The sequence below is a fragment of the Saccharopolyspora sp. NPDC003752 genome, assembly GCF_053605825.1.
This window is the reverse complement of record NZ_JBSGJZ010000056.1, coordinates 1-23,382: the sequence shown is the minus strand read 5'-3', so window position 1 is coordinate 23,382 and position 23,382 is coordinate 1. Positions and strand designations below refer to the sequence as shown.

22 protein-coding genes are annotated in these 23,382 nt (G+C 70.8%); 21 read left to right on the top strand and 1 reads right to left on the bottom strand.

The window, feature by feature from the left end; translation table 11 throughout:
- Window positions 1–142: 142 nt before the first annotated feature.
- From ACWEV3_RS39575 to folK, 8 genes are all read left to right on the top strand, one after another.
- Complete coding sequence (locus tag ACWEV3_RS39575) at window positions 143–1,270, top strand: zinc-dependent metalloprotease (protein ID WP_452618815.1); 1,128 nt, start codon at window positions 143–145, stop codon at window positions 1,268–1,270.
- Between the two features lie 81 nt (window positions 1,271–1,351).
- Window positions 1,352–2,341, top strand: coding sequence for a tRNA lysidine(34) synthetase TilS (gene tilS, locus ACWEV3_RS39570; protein ID WP_452618814.1), 990 nt, complete (start codon window positions 1,352–1,354; stop codon window positions 2,339–2,341).
- A gap of 89 nt (window positions 2,342–2,430) precedes the next feature.
- Window positions 2,431–2,985, top strand: coding sequence for a hypoxanthine phosphoribosyltransferase (gene hpt, locus ACWEV3_RS39565; RefSeq protein ID WP_132484498.1), 555 nt, complete (start codon window positions 2,431–2,433; stop codon window positions 2,983–2,985).
- 230 nt (window positions 2,986–3,215) lie between these two features.
- A complete protein-coding gene (gene ftsH, locus ACWEV3_RS39560; RefSeq protein WP_452618813.1) occupies window positions 3,216–5,576 on the top strand; it encodes an ATP-dependent zinc metalloprotease FtsH in 2,361 nt (786 codons plus the stop codon).
- A 78-nt stretch (window positions 5,577–5,654) separates the two neighbouring features.
- Window positions 5,655–6,269, top strand: a complete 615-nt coding sequence (folE, locus tag ACWEV3_RS39555; protein ID WP_452618838.1) for a GTP cyclohydrolase I FolE — start codon at window positions 5,655–5,657, stop codon at window positions 6,267–6,269.
- Entirely contained in the window at window positions 6,269–7,117 is an 849-nt protein-coding gene (gene folP / locus ACWEV3_RS39550; RefSeq protein ID WP_452618812.1) for a dihydropteroate synthase, read from the top strand. The genes folE and folP overlap by 1 nt, the downstream gene beginning before the upstream one ends.
- On the top strand, window positions 7,110–7,499 hold the full coding sequence (folB, locus tag ACWEV3_RS39545) for a dihydroneopterin aldolase (protein WP_132484506.1): 390 nt from the start codon (window positions 7,110–7,112) through the stop codon (window positions 7,497–7,499). Before folP ends, folB begins: the two co-directional genes overlap by 8 nt.
- A gap of 182 nt (window positions 7,500–7,681) precedes the next feature.
- The gene (gene folK / locus ACWEV3_RS39540; RefSeq protein WP_358305190.1) at window positions 7,682–8,176 is read left to right on the top strand and encodes a 2-amino-4-hydroxy-6-hydroxymethyldihydropteridine diphosphokinase; all 495 of its coding nucleotides are present in this window, start codon (window positions 7,682–7,684) and stop codon (window positions 8,174–8,176) included.
- A 134-nt stretch (window positions 8,177–8,310) separates the two neighbouring features.
- Here the strand turns inward: folK and ACWEV3_RS39535 are convergent, their stop codons facing one another.
- Window positions 8,311–9,258 carry a MerR family transcriptional regulator gene (locus tag ACWEV3_RS39535; protein ID WP_452618811.1) on the bottom strand — a complete coding sequence of 316 codons (948 nt, stop codon included), beginning with the start codon at window positions 9,256–9,258 and terminating at the stop codon, window positions 8,311–8,313.
- Window positions 9,259–9,349: 91 nt separating this feature from the next.
- Between ACWEV3_RS39535 and ACWEV3_RS39530 the strand changes: the two genes are divergently transcribed.
- From ACWEV3_RS39530 to ACWEV3_RS39470, 13 genes are all read left to right on the top strand, one after another.
- Window positions 9,350–9,835, top strand: a complete 486-nt coding sequence (locus tag ACWEV3_RS39530) for a DUF3180 domain-containing protein (protein ID WP_452618810.1) — start codon at window positions 9,350–9,352, stop codon at window positions 9,833–9,835.
- Between the two features lie 109 nt (window positions 9,836–9,944).
- Window positions 9,945–10,799: a DUF6779 domain-containing protein gene (locus tag ACWEV3_RS39525; RefSeq protein ID WP_452618809.1), complete on the top strand. Its 855-nt coding sequence runs from the start codon at window positions 9,945–9,947 to the stop codon at window positions 10,797–10,799.
- A gap of 50 nt (window positions 10,800–10,849) precedes the next feature.
- Window positions 10,850–12,133 (top strand): PrsW family intramembrane metalloprotease, encoded by a 1,284-nt coding sequence (locus ACWEV3_RS39520; protein ID WP_452618808.1) that lies wholly within the window; start codon window positions 10,850–10,852, stop codon window positions 12,131–12,133.
- Between the two features lie 592 nt (window positions 12,134–12,725).
- The gene (locus ACWEV3_RS39515; protein WP_358568441.1) at window positions 12,726–13,625 is read left to right on the top strand and encodes a Rossmann-like and DUF2520 domain-containing protein; all 900 of its coding nucleotides are present in this window, start codon (window positions 12,726–12,728) and stop codon (window positions 13,623–13,625) included.
- Window positions 13,622–14,533, top strand: a complete 912-nt coding sequence (gene panC, locus ACWEV3_RS39510; protein ID WP_452618807.1) for a pantoate--beta-alanine ligase — start codon at window positions 13,622–13,624, stop codon at window positions 14,531–14,533. Before ACWEV3_RS39515 ends, panC begins: the two co-directional genes overlap by 4 nt.
- Window positions 14,534–14,617: 84 nt before the next feature.
- Window positions 14,618–15,094 (top strand): aspartate 1-decarboxylase, encoded by a 477-nt coding sequence (panD, locus tag ACWEV3_RS39505; protein WP_093267982.1) that lies wholly within the window; start codon window positions 14,618–14,620, stop codon window positions 15,092–15,094.
- Between the two features lie 91 nt (window positions 15,095–15,185).
- Complete coding sequence (locus tag ACWEV3_RS39500) at window positions 15,186–15,980, top strand: type III pantothenate kinase (RefSeq protein ID WP_358567185.1); 795 nt, start codon at window positions 15,186–15,188, stop codon at window positions 15,978–15,980.
- 320 nt (window positions 15,981–16,300) lie between these two features.
- A complete protein-coding gene (gene lysS, locus ACWEV3_RS39495) occupies window positions 16,301–17,755 on the top strand; it encodes a lysine--tRNA ligase (RefSeq protein WP_452618837.1) in 1,455 nt (484 codons plus the stop codon).
- Window positions 17,756–17,940: 185 nt separating this feature from the next.
- A complete protein-coding gene (locus tag ACWEV3_RS39490) occupies window positions 17,941–18,294 on the top strand; it encodes a histone-like nucleoid-structuring protein Lsr2 (protein ID WP_358597049.1) in 354 nt (117 codons plus the stop codon).
- 289 nt (window positions 18,295–18,583) lie between these two features.
- Window positions 18,584–19,666, top strand: coding sequence for a FecCD family ABC transporter permease (locus tag ACWEV3_RS39485; RefSeq protein ID WP_452618806.1), 1,083 nt, complete (start codon window positions 18,584–18,586; stop codon window positions 19,664–19,666).
- On the top strand, window positions 19,663–20,754 hold the full coding sequence (locus ACWEV3_RS39480) for a FecCD family ABC transporter permease (RefSeq protein ID WP_452618805.1): 1,092 nt from the start codon (window positions 19,663–19,665) through the stop codon (window positions 20,752–20,754). Before ACWEV3_RS39485 ends, ACWEV3_RS39480 begins: the two co-directional genes overlap by 4 nt.
- The gene (locus ACWEV3_RS39475) at window positions 20,751–21,623 is read left to right on the top strand and encodes an ABC transporter ATP-binding protein (protein WP_452618804.1); all 873 of its coding nucleotides are present in this window, start codon (window positions 20,751–20,753) and stop codon (window positions 21,621–21,623) included. The genes ACWEV3_RS39480 and ACWEV3_RS39475 overlap by 4 nt, the downstream gene beginning before the upstream one ends.
- 244 nt (window positions 21,624–21,867) lie before the next feature.
- Window positions 21,868–23,382: Clp protease N-terminal domain-containing protein (locus tag ACWEV3_RS39470; RefSeq protein ID WP_452618803.1), on the top strand; the 1,515-nt coding region annotated here is incomplete at its 3' end.

Genomic DNA, 23,382 nt, shown 5'->3' with positions numbered 1-23,382 from the left:
CTCAGGTGAAGCCGGGCTTGGCGGTACCGGAGTTCCGCATCGCGGAGCTTCGGAGGCGGCGCCGGGGACGGCCTGGAGTGCGGGCGGTGGGCGCACGAATGTGAGGTACCTGCCGGGGTGACGAGCGGGTACGGTCGGTCGTGTGAACGCCCGACCTTCCACCCTGCCCACGCCGCAGGACCGGGGCGCCGCCGGGGAGCATCGGGCGCTGGACTGGAACGTCGCCGTCGCCACCGCGGTCCGGTTGATGAAGCCGGGACCCGAGGTGCCGCGGTCCGAGGCCGAACAGGCGGTGCGCTCGCTGCGGCGGTTCAGCGTCGAAGCCGAATCGCACGTCCGCGAGCAGACCGGCCTCGGCCTGGACCTGCCGATCGCCGAGGGCGACGTCGTCGACCGGCCGGCCTGGGTGCGCGGCGCGGCGGACGGCCTCGCCGAGCTCACCGATGCCGCACTGTCCACAGCGGACTCGCAGCTGCTGCGGGGCAACGACCTCCTCGGCGGCATCAGCGCGCGCAGCGCCGGGGTGCAGGCCGGAGTCGTGCTCGCCTACCTCGGCGGCAAGGTGCTCGGCCAGTTCGACCCGTACGGCGAATCCGGCGTGGCCGGGCAGCGCGGCCGGTTGCTGCTGGTGGCGCCGAACATCGTCGCGGCGCAGAAGTCGCTGGGCGTGCCGGGCGACGACTTCCGGATGTGGGTGTGCCTGCACGAGTCGACGCACCGGCTGCAGTTCAACGCGGTGCCGTGGCTGCGCGAGCACTTCGCGGAGAGCCTGGGCACGCTGCTGGCCGAGATGGAGGGCACCACCGGCGAGCTGCTGGGCCGGCTGCCCGCGGTGCTGCGGGAGGTCCGTTCGGCGCGCTCCAGCAGCGGTGACTCCAGCCCGGGCATGCTCGGGGTGATCGAGCTGCTGCAGACGCCGAGCCAGCGGGCCGCGCTGGACCGGATCATCGCGATCTCCACGCTGCTGGAGGGCCACGCCGACCACGTGATGGACGCGGTGGGGCCGCGGGTGGTGCCGAGCGTGGCGACGATCCGCCAGCGCTTCACCGAGCGGCGCAAGGGCGGCGGCCTGCTGGACCGCGTGCTGCGCAGCCTGCTCGGGGTGGACGCGAAGATCCGCCAGTACGCGCAGGGCGCGGCGTTCACCCGGCACGTCGTGGACGCGATCGGGATGGCCGACTTCAACGCGATCTGGACATCCCCGGACACCCTGCCGACCCGCGCCGAGATCGTCGACCCGGAGGCCTGGATCCGTCGCGTCCACGGCTGACCCGCCACCGACCCTCGTGAGCGCGAACGCCGGTTCTCACCGGCACGACCGCTCACGAGCGCGGAACGGGAGAATGACGCCGTGCCGCCGCCCGATCCCGCCGTCAGCGCCGTCCGCTCCGCCGTCCGGCGCCTCCTCGGCTCCGCCGAGGCGGCCCCGTTCCGGGGCGCTCCGCTGGCGGTCGCGTGCTCCGGCGGCGCGGACTCGCTGGCGCTCGCCGCTGCCGCGTCGCACGCCGCTCGCCGCGAGGGCGTCGCGGTGCATGGCTTGGTGGTGGATCACGGGCTCCAGGCCGGCTCCGCCGGCGTCGCCGCCCGGGCCGCCGAACAGCTCCGCGAGCTGGGGTGTTCCGCCCGGGTGATCGCGGTGGAGGTCGGCCGCGGTGGTGGCGTGGAGGCCGCTGCCCGGCGCGCGCGCTACGCGGCGCTGCGCGCGGAGCGTCCGCCGGGTTCGCTCGTGCTGCTCGGGCACACCCTCGACGATCAGGCCGAAACCGTGCTGCTCGGGCTCGGGCGGGGTTCGGGATCCCGGTCGATCGCTGGGATGCGGCCGCTGGATCCGCCGTGGGCGCGCCCGTTCCTGGGCGTTCGCCGGGCGACGACGGAGGCCGCTTGCGCGGCGCTCGGGCTGGTTCCGTGGCAGGACCCGCACAACTCGGATGCGCGTTTCACACGTGTGCGGTTGCGCACAGAAGTCCTTCCGCTGCTGGAAGATGTGTTGCAGGGCGGGGTGCGCGAGGCGCTCGCGCGCACCGCGCGGCAGCTGCGCGAGGACGCCGACGCGTTGGACGAGTTGGCCGCCGGGGTGCGCGGGCGCGTCGAGTCGGGTGGGACGCTGGATGCCTTGGCGTTGCGGGAAGTTCCGGGTTCGCTGCGGCGCCGGGTGTTGCGCGCGTGGCTGCTGGCGCGCGGGGTTCCGGAGATCACCGACGAGCACCTGCGCGCCGCGGACGCGTTGGTGGCGGATTGGCGGGGTCAGGGCGGACCGGCCTTGCCGGGTGACTTTGTGCTGCGCCGGGCGCATGGCACGCTTCTGGTGGAAGCGGCGGGCCGCAAGCCGCCGGATGGTTGACGGGATGCCGAGGCGTTCGGCTCGGGCGGTGGGATACCGGCGCCGGAGGACCGGTGTTCACGTCGATTCGATAGAGGGGAAGCCGGGCCGTGTACGACGGCGACATTGCTTCTGTGCTCATCTCCGAGCAGCAGATCAACGACAAGGTCACCGAGCTCGCCAAGCAGGTGGACGACGACTACCAGCACGTCGGTGGTGATCTGCTGCTGGTCGGCGTGCTCAAGGGCGCGGTGATGTTCATGACCGACTTCGCGCGAGCGCTGCCCCAGCCCGCTCAGCTGGAGTTCATGGCGGTCAGCTCGTACGGCTCGTCCACCTCGTCGTCCGGCGTGGTGCGCATCCTCAAGGACCTCGACCGGGACATCGCGGGCCGGCACGTGCTGATCGTCGAGGACATCATCGACTCCGGGCTGACGCTGTCCTGGCTGCTGAAGAACCTGAGCTCGCGCAACCCGGCGTCGCTGGAGGTCTGCACCCTGCTGCGCAAGCCCGACGCGGTGCAGGTGGACGTCCCGGTGAAGTACGTGGGCTTCGACATCCCGAACGAGTTCGTGGTCGGGTACGGGCTGGACTACGCCGAGCGGTACCGTGATCTGCCTTACATCGGCACGCTGGATCCGAAGGTCTACACGTCCGGGGTGTGAGCCTGGGGAGTGGCCGGGCAGGCGTGTCCGGTTCGGCCCTCCCGCCCCATTGCGGTCGGGTGGCCGAGTACGCTGGGCGTCCTGCGTCGAGCTCGACATGGTCGTGTCCTCGCATCGGCCGGTACGCTGGTCTGAAGGGGTTGACGGCGATGGCGAATTGTGTCTGTCGACAGTCGTTTGCCCGAAGTGACAGTCAGGGAGGGTCGAGGCCGCCCGCCGGCCGCAAGTGAATGGACCGAAAGCGCCTGCTCCGCAACCCGCTGCTGTGGATCCTGACAGCGTTTCTGCTGATCTGGGCCTTCAGCGTGCTCTTCGACGAGACTCGCTCCTACCGCGAAGTCTCCACCTCGCAGGCCCTGGAGCAGATCGCTCAGGGCAAGGTCAAGGAAGCGACCATCGAGGACAAGGAGCAGCGGGTCCGGCTGACCCTTAACGACGGCCAGAACTTCCAGGGCAGCAACCAGCTGATCGCGCAGTACCCGGCCGGTGCCACCGACACGATGGTCACCGAGATCCGCAACGCGCACGTGCCGGTCTGGAACACCAAGGTCACCCAGGACTCGCTCTGGGTGCAGATGCTGTTCTACCTGGTTCCGATCGGCCTGCTCGTGCTGCTGCTGATGTGGATGATGAACAACGTCCAGGGCGGCGGGAACCGCGTCCTGAACTTCGGCAAGTCCAAGGCCAAGCAGCTCACCAAGGACATGCCCAAGACGATGTTCAACGACGTCGCGGGTGCCGACGAAGCCGTCGAGGAACTGCACGAGATCAAGGACTTCCTGCAGAACCCCGGCCGCTACCAGGCCCTCGGCGCCAAGATCCCGAAGGGCGTCCTGCTCTACGGCCCGCCCGGCACCGGTAAGACGCTGCTCGCGCGAGCCGTCGCCGGCGAGGCCGGCGTGCCGTTCTACTCGATCTCCGGTTCCGACTTCGTCGAGATGTTCGTCGGTGTCGGTGCCTCCCGCGTCCGCGACCTGTTCGAGCAGGCCAAGCAGAACGCGCCGTGCATCATCTTCGTCGACGAGATCGACGCGGTCGGTCGCCAGCGCGGCGCCGGCCTCGGCGGTGGGCACGACGAGCGCGAGCAGACCCTCAACCAGCTGCTGGTCGAGATGGACGGCTTCGACTCGCGCGGCGGCATCATCCTGATCGCCGCGACCAACCGGCCGGACATCCTGGACCCGGCGCTGCTGCGCCCGGGCCGGTTCGACCGGCAGATCCCGGTGTCCGCGCCGGACCTGCGCGGCCGCCGCGCGATCCTGGGCGTGCACTCCAAGGGCAAGCCGCTGGCGCAGGACGCCGACCTGGACAGCCTCGCCAAGCGCACCGTCGGGTTCTCCGGCGCGGACCTGGAGAACGTGGTCAACGAGGCCGCGCTGCTCACCGCTCGCGAGAACGGCCAGCTGATCACCGCCGCCGCGCTGGAAGAAGCGGTGGACCGCGTGATCGGCGGCCCGCGCCGGAAGAGCAAGATCATCTCGGAGCGCGACAAGAAGATCACCGCCTACCACGAGGGCGGGCACGCGCTGGCCGCCTGGGCGATGCCCGACCTGGAGCCGGTGTACAAGCTGACGATCCTGCCGCGCGGTCGCACCGGCGGGCACGCCCTAGTCGTCCCCGAGGACGACAAGGACATGATGACCCGCTCGGAGATGATCGCCCGCCTGGTGTTCGCGCTCGGCGGCCGCTCCGCCGAGGAGCTCGTCTTCCACGAGCCGACCACCGGCGCGTCCAGCGACATCGAGCAGGCGACCAAGATCGCCCGCGCGATGGTCACCGAGTACGGCATGACGGCCCGGCTGGGCGCGGTCAAGTACGGCAAGGAAGAGGGCGACCCCTTCCTCGGCCGCACCGCCGGTCAGCAGCCGAACTACTCGCTGGAGGTCGCGCACGAGATCGACGAGGAGGTGCGCCGGCTGATCGAGGCCGCGCACACCGAGGCGTGGGAGATCCTGAACACCTACCGCGACGTCCTCGACGACCTGGTGCTGGAGCTGATCGACAAGGAGACGCTGGTCCGCAAGGACCTGGAGCGGATCTTCGCCCGGGTGGAGAAGCGGCCCCGCATCACGGCGTTCAACGACTTCGGTGGTCGGACGCCGTCGGACAAGCCGCCGATCAAGACGCGGGGCGAGCTGGCCAAGGAGCGCGGCGAGCCGTGGCCCCCGGTCAAGGAGGAGCCGGAACCGGCTCCGGCGCCCTCGCCGGCCGGTCAGAACGGCGCCCCGCCGCACCACGAGCAGCCGACCCCGGCCGGTGCCGGTGCCGGTGCGCACCAGGGCACGGTGCAGTTCCAGAACCCGAACCAGGGTCAGCCGCAGCAGCAGGGTCAGCACGGGCAGATGCCGCAGGCGGTGCCGCCGAACTACGGCGCGCCGCCCGGGTGGACCCCGGCGACCACGCCGTCCGGTTCGAGCTACCCGGGTGGTGGCGGCCAGTACAACTGGACGCCGTCCTGGGAGCGCGGGCAGCAGACCCCGGCCGAGCAGGCGCCGCAGCCGGGCGAGCCGAAGGCGGACGACCAGCGGTCCAACCCCGAGCCGAGCCAGGACCAGGCTCAGGACAACGGCAGCGGCAACACCAGCCGCTGAACACTCCGGTGCACTCGGCGCCTCCGGGCGCCTCAGCCGGTGGAGGAAAGACAATTGACCAGCACGGTCGACGAGCCGATCGGGGCGGAAGGCAACTTCCGTCCCGACGGCTCTTTCCACATCCCCCAGTTCGACCACGCCCGCGCTGAAGCGGCCGTCCGGGAGCTGCTGATCGCGGCAGGCGAAGACCCGGACCGGGAGGGCCTGCGGGACACCCCGGCCCGCGTCGCCCGCGCCTATCGCGAGCTGTTCGCGGGCCTGTACACGAATCCCGACGAGGTCCTGGACCGGACCTTCGACGAGGCGCACGAGGAACTGGTCCTCGTCCGCGACATCCCGGTCTACTCGCAGTGCGAGCACCACCTGCTGCCGTTCCACGGCAACGCGCACGTCGGCTACATCCCGAACGAGCAGGGCCGGGTCACCGGGTTGTCCAAGCTGGCCAGGCTGGTCGACCTCTACGCCAAGCGCCCGCAGGTGCAGGAGCGGCTCACCTCGCAGGTCGCGGACGCCCTGGTGCGCCGGCTGGACCCGCGCGGGGTGATCGTGGTGATCGACGCCGAGCACCTGTGCATGGGCATGCGCGGCGTCCGCAAGGCGGGCTCGACGACCACCACGTCCGCCGTGCGCGGCATCTTCCGCAGCTCGGCGTCCTCGCGTTCCGAGGCGCTGTCGCTGATCAGGGGACGCTGATGCATTCGCTGCTGCCCCATCCGCAGCGCTGCGCGGTGATGGGCGTGCTCAACGTGACGCCGGATTCGTTCTCCGATGGCGGGCGCTACCTGGACCGCGCGGCGGCCGTCGCGCACGGCGTCGAGATGCACCGGCTGGGCGCGGACATCATCGACGTCGGCGGCGAGTCGACGCGGCCGGGTTCGCAGCGGGTCGACGCCGCCACCGAGATCGAGCGCGTGCTGCCGGTGGTGCGCGAGCTGGTCGCGGCCGGGGTTCCGGTGAGCGTGGACACGACCCGCGCCAAGGTCGCGGCGGTGACGGCGGAGGCCGGCGCCGCGGTGATCAACGACGTGTCGGGCGGGCTGGCCGACCCGGAAATGGCGCACGTCGCCGCGGACACCGGGCTCCCGTGGGTGCTGATGCACTGGCGCGGCCACAGCAAGGACATGAACAGCCTCGCGGTCTACGAGGACGTCGTCGCGGAGGTGCGCGCCGAGCTGCTGCGGCAGGTCGACGTGGCGTTGGCCGCAGGCGTGGCCGAGGGCGCGATCGTGCTGGACCCGGGGCTCGGGTTCGCCAAGACCGGCGCGCACGACTGGCAGTTGTTGCAGCGGCTCGACGTCTTCGTCGGCCTGGGTTTCCCGGTGCTGGTCGGGGCCTCGCGCAAGCGGTTCCTCGGCCGGCTGCTCGCCGACGCGGACGGCAAGCCGCGACCGCCCGCCGGGCGGGAGACGGCGACGGCCGTGGTGTCGGCGCTGGCGGCGGATCGCGGCGCCTGGGGCGTGCGGGTGCACGACGTCTTGCAGTCGTTGGACGCGGTCGCGGTGACCGCGGCGTGGCGCAGCGGAGGGGAACTCGGTGGCTGACCGGATCACGTTGACGGGTCTGAAGGTTCGCGGCAACCACGGCGTCTTCGACCACGAGAAGCGCGACGGCCAGGACTTCTTCGTCGACATCACGGTGTGGATCGATCTGGGCGAGGCCGCCGCCAGCGACGACCTGCAGAAGACGCTGCACTACGGCGAGCTGGCCGAGCGGGCGGCGGCGATCGTCGCCGGGCCGTCGCGCGACCTGATCGAGAGCGTGGCGGGCGAGATCGCGGACGACGTCATGACCGACGAGCGGGTGCACGCAGCCGAGGTCACGATCCACAAGCCGAGCGCGCCGATCCCGCTGACCTTCGGGGACGTGGCGGTGACGATCCGCCGCTCCCGACGAGGCGGTCGCGGCAGCGTCGTCCCGGCGTGAGACGGCCGGTTCCAGGCAAGACCGGGAGCCCCGGTGCCAGGGCGCCGCGCGGTCGCGGGCTCCGATTTTAGGCAAAATCGGGAGCCCCGCCGCCGGGGTGCCGCGCGGTTTCGGGTGGAAGTTCCCAATTCCAGGCAAAATCGCATGTCCCCTTCGGGGCCGTGCGAGTTCGGGAGGGTGCGATGAGCAGGGCGGTGCTTTCGCTGGGGTCCAACCTCGGCGACCGGTTGGCCTACCTCCGGCTCGCCGTCGACGGCCTGTCGGACGTGCTGGTCGCGGCGTCCCCGGTGTACGAGACGGCGCCGTGGGGCGTCACCGACCAACCGGACTTCCTCAACGCGGTGCTCATCGTGGAATCCCCCGAGCTCGACGAGTGGGGCTGGCTGCGCCGGGGCCAGGCGCTGGAGCAGGAGGCGGAGCGCCGCCGCGAACAGCGGTGGGGCCCGCGGACCCTGGACGTCGATGTGGTCACAGTGGACGGTGTCCGCAGCGACGACCCGGAGCTGCTGCTGCCGCACCCCGGCACGCCGAGCCGGGCCACGGTGCTGATCCCGTGGCTGGCGATCGACCCGGGCGCCGAGCTGCCCGGGCACGGCCGCGTCGCCGATCTGCTGGATGCCTTGCCCGCCAACGAGATCGCCGACGTCCACCTCCGCGCCGACCTGAAGCTCCACTGAGGACGATCAGTTGGTTCCGTGATTTCGCGCGAAATCGCCATCTGCCAGGCGTGGCGTGCGGCGATTTCGCGCGAAATCGCCGCACGCGAGTCCTGAATGGCCTCTGACGCAACGGAAAGCGCTCGCGCGACCGATTACTTGATCGACGCGCGGATCGCCGCGGCCAGCCAGCGGGTGCTGGCCGCCGTCACCGGGTGCGTCGGCCAGCCGTTGATGATCCCCAGCAGTTCCCAGTAGCGCGACATCCGCTCGTCCGTGTCGTTGTCGTAGTGCTCCGCCAGCTCGCGGCGGAACTCGGCGGAGTCGGGCCGGCCCCACTCCACGGCGGCCATCGCCATCATCCGCTCGACGAGTGCCTGCGCTTCGGCGCTCTCCGGCGGCGTGCCCGCCTCGACCGACACCCGCGCCTCGTCGGTGATCGCCCACCACTTCTGCGCGTCCTCGGGGTTCGCCACCGCCATCGACTCGCCCGCGTCGCGGCGGTCCGAGTGCTCCTGGGAGAGCGCCCGCACCGCGCGCCGGAAGTCGGTGTCCCGCACCAGTTCCGCCAGCTCGATCCAGGCCTCCAGCTGCTCCGCCGTCGGGTCCTCCGGCAGGTTCGGCTTGGCCGAGCGCATCCATTCGGTGAACCCCGGCGTCATGTTGAGGTCGGCGCTGACCTCGTCCCAGAACTCGTCGATCAGCCGGTTGCGCTCCTCGTCGGACATCTGCGCGAGCTTGTGCATGAGTCTTACCTCCTCGGTCGAACGGTCCAGTTTCACGACCGCCCGCAGCACCGCGCGCCGGGTCTGCAGCAGGCGCATCTGCTCCTCCAGCAGCTCCAGGTGCGTCCTGGCCAGGTGCGAGAGCGTGGTCTCGCGGGCGAGCACCCGCTGCACCTCGTCCAGCCCGGCGCCCAGTTCGCGCAGGGTGCGCACCAGTTCCAGCCGGCTGATGGCCGTCACGTCGTAACGCCGGTAGCCCGCCGCGGTTCGGTCGGTGGGCGGCACCACGCCGCTGTCGGAGTAGAACCGGATCGTCTTCACGCTCAGCCCGGTACGCCGGGACAGCTCGCCGATCGTGTAGAGCGCGGTGTCGTCCACGCGATTCACCTTGGACCCTCCAGTCAGGGGAGACTCAAGATGATTTTCGCCCGCGGATGGTGCCGGTGCTGTGAGGTGCCATGCTGGAACCGTGGCACCGCGACAGGCAGAGCACTTGACCTTCACCAAGCCCCGGCACCTCATCGCGGGCGGGCTGGCAGCGGCAGTCGTGGTCTACCTGCTCACCCGGCTGCTGTACGGCGAGCTGCCGCAGCTGCCGGTGCTGGCCGGGGCGACGCTGCTGCTGATCGCGCTCGTCGACGTGCTGCTGGCGCTGAACATGCGGCCGCGGGTGAAGCGCAAACCCGGCACCGAACCGGTCGACGGGCTGACCGCCGCGCGCGCCGTCGCGCTGGCCAAGGCGTCGTCGCTGGCCGGCGCGATCATGGCCGGTGTGTGGATCGGGCTGATCGCCTACCTGCTGCCGCTGTACGGCAGGGTCGAGGCCGCCCGGGCCGACACGGCCTCCGCGGTGGTCGGGTTGATCAGCGCCGGCGCGCTGATCGGCGCCGGGCTCTGGTTGGAGAACTGCTTGCGCAATCCCGATGAGCCGGAAGAACCCTACGAAGACGAGTGACGTTGCTCGGCCGTTCGGCGGGCGGTGCGCTGCGCCACACCGACCAAAGTGGAGCCGGGTCGCTCGCCTTGAGGTCTCGAACTGATAACCGCCCGGTACCGTGGTGGGCATGTCCGAACGCGGCGGGACCGAGACCGAATCCGGCAAGGGGCGATCGACGGCCCTGTGGGTCGGAGCGCTGGTGCTCGCCGCGGCCGCCACGGCTGTGCTGGTGGTCAGCAACGACGTCCGCTACCTGCGGCTCGGGTTGGTCGCCGCGCTGTGGTCGGCGCTGATCGGCGCGTTCGCGGTCGCCAAGCTGCGGCACCGGGTGGTGCAGGGCGAGGAGCTCGTCGCGGACCGGCAGCGGATCTACGAACTCGAACTGGAGCGGGAGATCGCGGCCCGGCACGAGTTCGAGCTGGAGGCGGAGGCCGAAGCGCGTCGGCAGGCGGCCGAGGAGTCCGAGGGCGAGATCAAGGAGCTGCAGGCCGAGCTGCGCCGGCTGCGCGAGAGCCTGGAGCAGGTGCTCGGCGGCGACGTGCTGTTCGAGCGGGTCGCCCTGCGCGCCGAGTCCACCCGGGTCCGCTCGCTGCCCGAACGCGGCAAGGTCGAGGGTCAGCTCGTGCAGCCGCCGGCCGGGCGCGAACTGCCCGCCGCGCCGCCGCAGAACGTCGTCCAGCCCAACACCGAACTGATCACGAAGCTGGCCGGGGAGCAGCCGGAGCGGCGGCCCAAGCCGCGCCAGCGACCGAAGCAGCAGCCGGCGCAGGCCCATCCGGCCCGCCAGGCCGCGCCCCGCCGGCCCGACCGGGCGCAGTACGAGCGGCCGGAGCCGCCGCCCAAGCCCAAACCGGCTGCCGCCGCACCGCCGCCGGAGCCGGATCCGGCGGGCGCGCACGCCGAGGGGACCTCGGTGAACGACCTGCTCGCCGCGTACGGCGGGCCCTCCGACACGCAGCGCCGACGCCGCCGACGCGCCTGAGAAGGTGACTATCCGGGCATGCCCTGAGGCCGTTCTCTAGGGTTTTGTCCGTGTCGAGTCCTGACCTTCGGAGGCAGCCCGCCGATCTTTCCGGCGCGCGCAGGCTGCAGACCCGCAAGAACCACGCCGTCGGATGGCCCGTCGCCGGCCTGATCGTGCTCGGAATCTGCGGGCTGGTGATGGTCGGCGTCACCACCTCGAAGGTCGGCGTGGCGGCGGCGCTCGTCGGCGCGGTGGCCGCGCTGCTCCCGGTGGGCGTGGTGTTCGCCGCGATCATCTGGATCGACCGCTGGGAGCCGGAGCCGCCGATGCTGCTGCTCGGCGCGTTCCTGTGGGGCGCAGGCGGGGCGACCGCGTGCTCGCTGCTGCTCAACGACGCGATGATCGGGCTCGGCAACGTCCTGTTCAGCGCGGGCGGCGACCGGTTCTTCGCCACGGCCGTGATGGGTCCGCTGGTCGAGGAGGCGGCGAAGGCGCTGTTCGTGGTGGCGCTGTGGTTCCGCCGCCGGTCGGAGTTCAACGGGCTCGTCGACGGCATCGTGTACGCGGCGCTGACCGCGGCGGGCTTCGCCTTCACCGAGAACATCCTGTACTTCGGCAAGGCGTTCGTGGCCGGTGGGCTCGGCGGCGTCAGCGGCGGTGTCGTGGCGCTGTTCATCGTGCGCGGCGTGCTCGCGCCGTTCTCGCACCCGCTGTTCAGCTCGATGTTCGGCATCGGCATCGGGTTGGCCTCGCGCACCGACCGGAAGCGGATCCGGGTGCTGTACCTGGTGCTCGGCTTCGCCGGCGCGGTGCTGCTGCACGCGGTGTGGAACGCGTCCACGCTGTTCGGCGGCGCGGAGTTCCTGAACGTCTACTTCCTGATCATGGTGCCGATCTTCCTGGGCACCTTCTGGCTGGTGGTGTGGCAGCGCAAGCGGGAGCAGCGGATCGTCATCCAGCAGCTGCCGGTGCTGGAGCGGGCCGGGCTGATCGTGCGCAGCGAGATGGAGATGCTCGCGACGCTCACGGGTCGTCGCGGCTGGCTGCGCAAGGTGCGGCGCAGCGCCGGGAACGAGGCGGCGAAGGCGGTGCGGGACTACCAGATCGCGGTGACCGAGCTGGCGTTCCTGCAGCACCGGGCGGAGCAGGGCCGGACCACCAGCGCGGCGCGCCGGGCGCGCCGGGAGAAGCTGATCGCGGACCTGAAGCAGGCCCGGCGGTCGGCGGCGGGCACCCAGCAGGCGATCCAGACGGCGCGCATCAAGATCAACGAGCTCACCCAGCACAACCTCAAGCGCCCGCCGTACCCCGGCAACCGCCCCAAGCCCCCGATCCAGCGCTCCCGAGACTGACCGCTGCTCGGGTGACGGACCGCAATTTCAATGGAAATCGGACCTTCGATTTCCATTTGAAATTGCGGATCTACGGCGTGTCGGGGCACGACACACCGGAGGGGTGTGGATGGTCCCGGCCCGGTTCCAACGGAAACCGGGGTCCGGTTTCGACCGGAACCCGGGCCCAGTTTCAATTGAAACTGGGCCCGGAGTCCGTGGAAGCGGAGTCCTGAGTTCCCTGGAAGCCGGGCCCCGAGTTCCCCGGGAAGTCGAGTCCGGGGGTGCGGGACGCCGAGTTCTGGGGTCCTGGAAGTTGAATCTTGAGGTCCTGGAAGCCGGGCCCCCCGAGTTCCGTGGGAGGCCGAGTTCTGGGGTCCTGGAAGTTGAGTCCTGGGGTCTGGGACGCCGAGTCCTGGGGTCCTGGAAGTGGGCCCCGGGTGTTCGTCGGGGGTGCGGGGCTGGAGACTGCCGGGCTGGGGTGGGTGGCGGGACCGGATTGCGTGGTCCTCGCCACCTGACGGGCACGGCGGCGGGATTCGCGGGCTACTCTCGCGCTGCTGTCCGGTACCCGGTGGTTGGGACTGGAACGGTATTGGAGGACGACGTGGCGATTGCTGCTGGTCGCACGGGCCCTCGGCTGCGGGTCGGAATCATCTCCGCCGGCCGGGTGGGCGCCGTGCTGGGCGCGGCGCTGCGGCGCGCGGGTCATCAGGTCTCCGCGGTTTCCGCGGTGTCCGAGGCTTCGCTGCGCCGGGCCGAGGAGCTGCTCCCCGGGGTCGCCGTGCTGCCGCCCGACGAGGTCGCCAGGCAGGCCGACCTGGTGCTGCTGGCCGTGCCGGACGACGCGATAGCCGGACTGGTCCGCGGCCTGGTCGCCACCGAATCGCTGCGCGGCGGGCAGATCCTCGTGCACACCTCCGGCGCGCACGGCGTGGACGTCCTCGCCGCTGCCGCCGACATCGGCGTGCTGCCCCTGGCGCTGCACCCGGCGATGACCTTCACCGGCCGCGCGGAAGACGTCGAACGCCTCGCCACCGCCTGCATGGCCGTCACCGCGTCCACTGCGGACGAGGCCGGCTGGCACGTCGCGGAGGCGCTGGCGCTGGAGCTCGGGATGGAGCCGGTGCGGGTCCCGGAGGAGTCCCGCGGCCTCTACCACGCCGCGCTCTCGCACGGTGCCAACCACCTGATCACGCTGGTCAACGAGTGCGCCGAGCTGCTGCGCGGCGCGGGCATCGAGGTCCCGGAGCGGGTCATGGCGCCGATCCTGTCCGCTTCGCTGGACAACGCGCTGCGCCTCGGCGACCGCGCCATCACCGGTCCGGTGATGCGCGGCGACGCCGGCACGGTCCGGGCCCACCTCGCGGCGCTGTCCGGCGCGAACCCCGAGGTCGTGCCCAGCTACCGCGAGCTGGCGAAGCGGACCGCGGAGCGCGCCGAGGACGCCGGAATCCTGCGCGCCGACGGGGCCGAAGCGGTCCGCGAGGCGTTGGGCGAGGAGCCGTCATGAGCACTGGAGTCGTCATGAGTGAAAGCCCGGGTTTCGCGCGGGGCGAGCTGACCGTGCACCGCGATCCCGCCGAGCTGGCCGGGGTCACCCGCGCGCTGCGGGCCACCGGCCGCAAGATCCACCTGGTGCCGACCATGGGCGCGCTGCACCGCGGCCACCTGGAGCTGATCCGCCGGGCCCGGCAGGACATCAACGCCGTGACCGTGGTGTCGATCTTCGTGAACCCGCTGCAGTTCGGGCCGAACGAGGACTTCGACCGCTACCCGCGCAGCTTCGAGACCGACCTGGCGGCGTGCCGGGAGGCCGGGGCGGAGCTGGTCTTCGCGCCGTCGGTCGAGGCGATGTACGGCACCGACCCGCAGATCACCGTCCACTCCGGACCGCTGGGCGAGCAGCTGGAGGGCGCCTCCCGCCAGGGCCACTTCGACGGGATGCTCACCGTGGTGCTGAAGCTGCTCAACATCGTGCGCCCGGACCTGGCCTTCTTCGGCGAGAAGGACTACCAGCAGCTCGTGCTGATCCGCCGGATGGCGCGGGAGCTGAACCTGGACGCCCGGATCCAGGGCATCCCCACCGTGCGGGAAGCCGACGGCCTGGCGCTGTCCTCCCGCAACGCCTACCTCACCGCCGAGCAGCGCGAAGCGGCGCTGGTGCTCTCGGCGGCGCTGACGGCCGGGGCACACGCGGGTGCGGCCGGCGCGGACGCGGTGCTCGAAGCCGCCGGTGCGGTGCTGGCCACCGAGCCGTCGGTGGCGGTCGACTACCTGGAGCTGCGCGACACCGAGCTGGGCCCGGTCCCGGCCGAGGGCGAGGCGCGGCTGCTGGTAGCGGCGAAGGTCGGCTCGACCAGGCTGCTCGACAACGCGCTGGTGCTGCTGGGCAGCCCCGGGGTGGCGGCGCGGCCGTGAGTCGGGGAAGGCGCCCGTCAGACCCGATCGGGTGTCGCGCAAGATACGTCGGCAAGCCGCGGTATCGGCAGTAGGAGGTCTGCGATGTTCCGCACCATGCTGAAGTCCAAGATCCACCGTGCGACGGTGACCCAGGCCGACCTGCACTACGTCGGCTCGGTGACGGTGGACGCGGACCTGATGGACGCCGCGGACCTGCTGGAAGGCGAGCAGGTCGCGATCGTCGACGTCACCAACGGCGCCCGGCTGGAGACCTACGTGATCACCGGCGAGCGCGGCTCCGGGGTGATCGGCATCAACGGCGCGGCCGCGCACCTGATCGAGCCCGGCGATCTCGTCATCCTGATCTCCTACGGGGTGATGGACGAGATGGAGGCGCGTTCGGTGCGGCCGAAGGTGATCTTCGTCGACGCGGACAACCGCATCGTGGAGCGCGGCGAGGACCCGGCCCGCGCCCCGGAGGGCTCCGGGCTCACCAGCGGCGCCGTGCTGGCCGATCCCACGGCCGAGACGGACGACGCCGCGAAGCTGGACGCCCTCCTGCAGCAGCCGGAGCACTGAGCAGCTGTCGTGAGTGGTCGTCCCGGCACGGGCCGGAACGACCACTCACGAGTCGTGACCTGGCACGAATCTCCCGAAGGGACGAACGACGGTGCTGCTCGCCATCGACGTCGGAAACACCAACATCGTGCTCGGCCTCTACGCCGATCGCCCGGATGCCGACGTCGCGAAAACGCTGGTGCGGGACTGGCGGATGCGCACCGAGCCGCGGATGACCGCCGACGAGATGGCGTTGACCATGCGCGGGCTGCTCGGCGACTACGCGGAGGAGATCACCGGCATCGCGGCGCTGTCCACAGTGCCCGCACTGCTGCGCGAGCTCCGCGTGATGCTCGGCCGGTACTGGAGCGATGTGCCGCGCGTGGTCGTGGAGCCGGGCGTGCGCACCGGGGTGCCGCTGCTGGTGGACAACCCGAAGGAGGTCGGCGCCGACCGGGTGATCAACACCCTGGCGGCGCACCACCTGCACGCGACGAACTGCGTGGTGGTCGACTTCGGCACGTCCACGAACATCGACGTGATCTCGTCCAAGGGCGAGTTCCTGGGCGGCGCATTCGCCCCGGGCATCGAGATCTCGCTGGACGCGCTGGCCTCCCGGGCCGCGCAGCTGCGCAAGGTCGAGCTGGTCCGCCCGCGCTCGGTGATCGGCAAGAACACCGTGGAGTGCCTGCAGTCCGGCATCCTCTTCGGGTTCGCGGGCCAGGTGGACGGGCTGGTGCGGCGCATCGTCGCCGAGCTGGAGTCCACCCACGGCGGCCCCACCACGGTCCTCGCCACGGGCGGTCTGGCGCCGCTGGTGGTCACCGAGTCGACGACGATCACCCACCACGTCCCGGACCTGACGCTGCTGGGCCTCCGCCTCGTCTTCGACCGCAACTTCCGCTGACACCCGGGGTGCGCGGCTCGTCTTCCGGTGGGTGGTGTGAACGGCCCGTTGACCTCCCCTATCGGGACGAACGGTCCGTTCACCTCGTTCCAGCGGATCGGGGAGGTGGAGCGAACGGTCCGTTCACGTCGCCCACCGAGGCGAACGGTCCGTTCGCTCCACACCGGCCGTGAAACGGGCCGCGTGGTGTCAACCGCTGAAAGGACGCCTGGTGGCGGCGTCGCGGAGGGCGAAACGTACCCTTGGAGGCCGTGACTGACCAGGACCTTCCCAACCCTCCGGCAACCAGCGCTGACGGCGTCGACGATCTGCCGGAACAGATGCGGATCCGGCGGGAGAAGCGGGAGCGCCTGCTCGCCGCCGGAGTCGACCCCTACCCGGTGACCCTGCCGATCACGCACGGCCTCGCCGAGGTGCGCGCCGCGCACCCGGACCTGGAGCCCGACACCGCCACCGGCGACCAGGTCGGCGTCGCGGGCCGCGTGATGTTCTTGCGCAACACCGGAAAGCTCTGCTTCGCGACGCTGCGCGCCGGCGACGGGACCGAGCTGCAGGCCATGCTCAGCCTCAAGCAGGTCGGTGAGGACTCGCTGGCGGCCTGGAAGGCCGATGTCGACCTCGGCGACCACGTCTTCGTGCACGGCGAGGTGATCACCTCCCGGCGCGGCGAGCTGTCCGTGATGGCCGACGAATGGCGGATGGCGGCCAAGACGCTGCGCCCGCTGCCGGTGATGCACAAGGACCTCGGCGAGGAAACCCGCGTCCGGCAGCGCTACGTCGATCTGATCGTGCGAAAGCAGGCCGCCGACACGGTGCGCACCCGCGCCGCGGTTCAGCGATCGCTGCGGGATTCGTTCGACCGGCGCGGTTTCGTCGAGGTGGAAACCCCGATGTTGCAGACGCTGCAAGGCGGTGCCGCGGCTCGCCCGTTCACGACGCATTCCAACGCCTTCGACATCGACCTGTTCCTGCGGATCGCGCCGGAGTTGTATCTGAAGCGATGCGTGGTCGGCGGGATCGAGAAGGTTTTCGAGATCAACCGGAACTTCCGCAACGAGGGCAGTGATTCTTCCCACTCGCCGGAGTTCGCGATGTTGGAGTTCTACCAGGCGTATGCCGATTACAACGACATGGCCGAGCTCACCCGGTCGCTGATCCAGGAAGCGGCCGAGGCGGTCGCGGGTTCGCAGGTGGTCACCTGGTTCGACGGGACCGAGTACGACTTGTCCGGTGAGTGGGCGTCGCTGCGGATGTACGACTCCTTGTCGGAAGCGCTGGATTCGGAGATCACCCCGGAAACTCCGGTCGAGGTGCTGCGCAAGCACGCGGACTCCTACGGATTGCAGGCCGATCCCAAGCACGGCCACGGAAAGCTCGTCGAGGAGCTGTGGGAGCACCTGGTCGGCGATCATTTGACCGCTCCGACGTTCGTTCGCGACTTCCCGTTGGAGACCTCCCCGCTGACCCGGCAGCACCGCACCGAGCCGGGCGTGGCGGAAAAATGGGATCTGTACGTTCGCGGGTTCGAGCTCGGGACCGGATACTCCGAACTCGTCGACCCGGTCGTGGAACGCGCTCGCCTCGAGGAACAGGCCGCACTCGCGGCCGCCGGAGACGACGAGGCCATGCCGATCGACGAGGACTTTCTCCGCGCCCTGGAGTACGGAATGCCGCCCAGCGGTGGGGTCGGAATCGGTATCGACCGGTTGTTGATGGCGTTGACCGGTCTCGGTATCCGGGAGACGATCCTGTTCCCGCTGGTCCGGCCGGAATGACCCGATCAGGGCGGGAGGCGGTGAATTTTCCGGCCCGGGTGAGTGCATTGTCGCAGTTACTGCGCTAACCTGTGCTCAGAATGTTCCGGTGACGGCTTATTGACGTACTCGCAAGGGAGTTGCGCTCCTGGCGGATGTCGCTGTCCCGCTATTGCACATTTTTTGCTCCGGGGAGGACTTCGAAGATGGCGCAGAAGGTCACAGTCACCCTTGTCGACGATCTCGACGGCGGACAGGCGGATGAAACCGTCGAGTTCGGATTGGACGGCGTCTCGTACCAGATCGACCTCTCCGCCGACAATGCCGGTGAGTTGCGGGATGCGCTCGCGAACTACGTCTCGAACGCGCGCCGGGCGGGCGGCCGGAAGAAGCCGGGTCCGCGTCCGGGCGCCACGGCGCGTTCCGCCGGTGGTTCCACGAGTGCCGATCGCGAGCAGAACCAGGCCATTCGGGAATGGGCTCGCAAGCGCGGTCTGAAGGTGTCGGACCGGGGCCGTATCCCCGCCGACATCGTCGAGCAGTACCACCAGGCGAACTGAAGTAACCGACGCCGAGGGGCGTTTGCGGGCAGATGGGCCCCGCAAACGCCCCTCGTTGCGTTCGGATAACTCTATTCGCCGCTTGCCGGGCCGAAAAGTGGCGATTGATCAACGCGAGATCTTGTCCGATTGCGACCCGAGTCGCCCTTTTTCCCGGTTGCCCCGGCGCCGGTAGACCGCCGCCCTCCGCCGGCATGTGACATCGGACATTCCGGCCCACCCTGTTGGTTCGGCCTTAGGTGGGCCTAACCTAAGTGCGGTCCGGACGGGTGAACAGAGGGAGTGGGACGTGAGTCGCAGCGTGGCCGTCGACGGCCCTCCCGGGTCCGAGCAGGCCGCGTCGTCCACCGCTGCAAGCGGCGAACGCCTGCGACAACGCCGGCGCCGCCGGGTCACGGGCATCGTCGTCCTGCTGGTCGTGCTGGCGGTCAGCTGCGTGCTCAGCGTGGTGATCGGCGCCAAGACGATCCCGCTGGCGGACGTGTGGGCCGGGCTGTTCGCGCCGACCGGCACGGAGAACGACCTGATCATCCGCGAGCTGCGGGTGCCGCGCACCGTGGTCGGCGTCCTCGCGGGCGCGGCGCTGGGCCTGGCCGGCGCGCTGATGCAGGGCCACACCCGCAACCCGATCGCCGACCCGGGCATCCTCGGCATCACGCAGGGCGCGGCGCTGGCCGTCGTGCTCGCGGTCTACACCTTCGGCGTCACGACGCTGATCGGCTTCATCTGGTTCGGCTTCGCCGGCGCGATGCTGGGCGCGCTCGCGGTGTTCGCGATCGGCTCCCTCGGCCGCGGCGGCCCCACCCCGGTGACGCTGGCGCTGGCCGGCACCGCGATCAGCCACCTGCTGCAGGCCATCACCTCGGCGCTGGTGATCTCCGACCAGCAGACCATGGACACCTACCGGTTCTGGAAGGTCGGCTCCATCGCGATCACCGACACCGCGGTGATCCCCCAGGTGCTGCCGTTCCTGGTGGTGGGCGTGGTGCTGGCGCTGGCCAACGCGTCGAGCCTCAACGCCCTGTCGCTCGGCGACGACGTGGCCCGCTCGCTCGGCCACCGCGTCGAGTGGGCCCGCCGGATGGGCATCGCCGCGATCGCGATCCTGGTCGGCGGCGCGGTCGCGATCTGCGGCCCGATCGGGTTCGTCGGGCTGATCGTGCCGCACGTGGCCCGCTACTTCACCGGCGCCGACTACCGCTGGCTGCTGCCGTTCGCCGGGCTGCTGGGCGCGTCGCTGGTGCTGCTCGCCGACGTGCTCGGCCGGGTCGTGGCGCGGCCGTCCGAAGTGCAGGTCGGGGTGATGCTGGCGATGGTCGGCGCACCGTTCTTCATCGCGCTCGTGCGCCGCCGGAAGTTGGTGCGGTTGTGACCCAGGTCCTCGAAGACGAGCAGCCGGGCGTCTCCGGTCGCCGGCCGGTCCGGGTGGGCCCGTTCTCCGGCGTGCTGCGCTTGCGGCCGCTGGTGGCGCTGCTGGGCGGCCTGGTCGTGCTGCTGGCCGTGTTCGTGCTCAACGTCGGCCTCGGCGAGTACCAGATCAGCCCGCTGGAGGTGCTCAACACGCTGTTCGGCGGCGGCGACCGGGCGCGGCAGATCATCATCTGGGAGCTGCGGCTGCCGAGGTCGCTGACCGGCCTGCTGGTCGGCGCCGCGCTCGGCCTCGCCGGCGCGATCATGCAGGCCCTCGCCCGCAACCCGCTGGCCAGCCCGGACATGCTCGGCATCACCTGGGGCGCGGGCACCGCCGCGACGCTGGTGATCGTGCTCGGCGGCACCGCGGGCAGCCTCGCGGGCGCGCTGGCCGACTACGGCCTGCCGCTGGTGGCGCTGGCGGGCGGGCTGGTCACCGGCATCGCCGTCTACGGGCTGGCCTACCGCCGCGGCGTGGACTCCTTCCGGTTGGTGCTGGTCGGCGTCGGCGTCAGCGCGCTGGCGGGCAACGCGACCTACTGGTTGCTCACCGTCGGCGACGTCACCGAGGCGAGCCGGGCCGTGGTGTGGCTGACCGGCAGCCTCAACGCACGCGGCTGGGAGCACGTCATCCCGGTGGGGATCGCCCTGGTCGTGCTGATCCCGCTGGCCCTGATCGGCGCGCACGTGCTCGGCGCGCTGCAGTTCGACGACGACACGGTGCGCGGCCTGGGCGTCCGGATGGACTTCTCGCGCGGCGTGCTGCTGCTGGCCTCGGTCGCGCTGGCGTCGATCGCCACCGCCGCGGCTGGGCCGATCCAGTTCGTCGCGCTGGCCACCCCGCAGATCGCGCTGCGCGTGGCGCGCACCTCGCGGCCGCCGCTGCTCACCTCGGCCGTGCTCGGCGCCGCGCTCGTCGTCGGTTCGGACGTGATCTCCCGGACCGCCTTCGGCGGCACCGAGCTGCCGGTCGGCATCATCACCGCCATCCTCGGCGCCCCGTACCTGATCTACCTGCTCGTCCGTCGGTACCGGGAGGCCCGCGCATGACCGCATCCGCCACGTCCAAGACGACCGACGACGGACGCGCGGTGCGCGCTGGCGACCGGCAGCGGCTGCACGCCACCGACCTGCAGCTGGCCTACGGCGACCGCGTCATCGTCGACGGCCTGGACTTCGACGTCGTGGACGGCACCATCACCGCGGTGATCGGCCCGAACGGCTGCGGCAAGTCGACGCTGCTGCGCGCGCTGGGCCGGCTGCTGAACCCGCGGCGCGGCAGCGTGCTGCTGGACGGCAAGCAGATCCACAAGATGTCCACCAAGGAAGTCGCCAGGGTGCTCGGGGTGCTCCCGCAGTCGCCGGTGGCGCCGGAGGGCCTGACCGTCGCCGACCTGGTCGCCCGCGGCAGGCACCCGCACCAGTCCTGGTACCGGCAGTGGTCCTCCGACGACGAGTCGGCGGTGGCCGAGGCGCTGGGCATGACCGGCATCGCCGACCTCGCCGACCGCACCCTGGACGAGCTCTCCGGCGGCCAGCGGCAGCGCGCCTGGCTGTCCATGGCGCTGGCGCAGGGCACCGACCTGCTGCTGCTCGACGAGCCGACCACCTACCTGGACCTCTCGCACCAGGTGGACGTGCTGGAGCTGGTCGGGCAGCTGCACGACGAGAGCGGTCGTACCGTCGTGATGGTGCTGCACGACCTGAACCTGGCCGCCCGCTACGCCGACCGGCTGGTGGCGATGAAGGCCGGCGCGATCGTCGCCGAGGGCGAGCCGGGCGAGGTGCTCACCGAGGAGCTGCTGGCCGAGGTTTTCGGGCTGAAGGCGCGGGTGATTGCTGATCCCGTCGCGGGTACCCCGATGGTGGTGCCGATCGGCGGGAGGCGCGGCTCGTCCGCCGGTCAGTCCGAGCAGTAAGGCCTGTTCGCGCTGAGCGGACAGGGCCATCCGATCGGTCCAAATCCGGAATCTCGCAGGCCAGCGTGCCGTTGGTCAGGGTGCCGGACAAGAATGTGGGCAGTAGGCCGTAGCGGGCACGGACCGCGACCGGGTGGGGCTACTACAGTGGTCCTCAAGAGTGCTGAACCCCGTCGTGGGCATCGGCGATGCAGGAGCCGTGTCCCGCCAACGAGACCGCCGGCGCAGCAGTCAGGGAGTGCGAATGTTCGAGAGGTTCACCGACCGCGCGAGGCGGGTGGTCGTCCTGGCCCAAGAAGAGGCCCGGATGCTCAACCACAACTACATCGGCACCGAGCACATTCTCCTGGGCTTGATCCACGAGGGTGAGGGTGTCGCCGCCAAGGCGTTGGAGTCGCTGGGTATCGCGCTTGAGGGCGTGCGCCAACAGGTCGAGGAGATCATCGGCCAGGGACAGCAGGCCCCCAGCGGACACATCCCGTTCACCCCACGGGCCAAGAAGGTGCTGGAGCTGTCGTTGCGCGAGGCGCTGCAGCTCGGCCACAACTACATCGGCACCGAGCACATCCTGCTCGGGCTGATCCGCGAGGGCGAGGGCGTCGCCGCACAGGTGCTCGTCAAGCTCGGTGCGGACCTCAACCGGGTGCGCCAGCAGGTGCTGCAGCTGCTCTCGGGCTACCAGGGCAAGGAGCCCGCGGAGGCCGGCGGCCGCGGTGAGGGCACCCCGTCGTCGTCGCTGGTGCTGGACCAGTTCGGCCGCAACCTCACGCAGAGCGCCCGCGAGGGCAAGCTCGACCCGGTGATCGGCCGGGAGAAGGAAATCGAGCGGATCATGCAGGTCCTCTCGCGGCGCACCAAGAACAACCCGGTGCTCATCGGCGAGGCCGGCGTCGGCAAGACGGCGGTCGTGGAGGGGCTGGCCCAGAAGGTCGTCAAGGGCGAGGTGCCCGAGACGCTGAAGGACAAGCAGCTCTACACCCTGGACCTGGGTTCGCTGGTCGCCGGTTCCCGGTACCGCGGTGACTTCGAAGAGCGCCTGAAGAAGGTGCTCAAGGAGATCAAGACCCGCGGCGACATCATCCTGTTCATCGACGAGATCCACACCCTGGTCGGCGCGGGCGCCGCCGAGGGTGCGATCGACGCGGCGAGCATCCTCAAGCCGATGCTGGCCCGCGGCGAGCTGCAGACCATCGGTGCCACCACGCTCGAGGAGTACCGGAAGTACGTCGAGAAGGACCCGGCCCTGGAGCGCCGCTTCCAGCCGATCCAGGTCGGCGAGCCGTCGCTGCAGCACACCGTCGAGATCCTCAAGGGCCTGCGGGACCGCTACGAGGCGCACCACCGGGTGTCGATCACCGACTCCGCGCTGGTCGCCGCGGCGAGCCTGGCCGACCGCTACATCAACGACCGCTTCCTGCCGGACAAGGCGATCGACCTGATCGACGAGGCCGGCGCCCGGATGCGCATCCGCCGCATGACCGCGCCGCCGGACCTGCGCGAGTTCGACGAGAAGATCGCCGACGTGCGCCGGGAGAAGGAGTCCGCGATCGACGCGCAGGACTTCGAGCGGGCCGCCCGCCTGCGGGACGAGGAGAAGCAGCTCCTCGGCCAGAAGGAGGAGCGGGAGAAGCAGTGGAAGGCCGGTGACCTCGACGTCGTCGCCGAGGTCGATGACGAGCAGATCGCCGAGGTGCTGGCGAACTGGACGGGCATCCCGGTGTTCAAGCTCACCGAGGAGGAGACGACCCGCCTGCTGCGC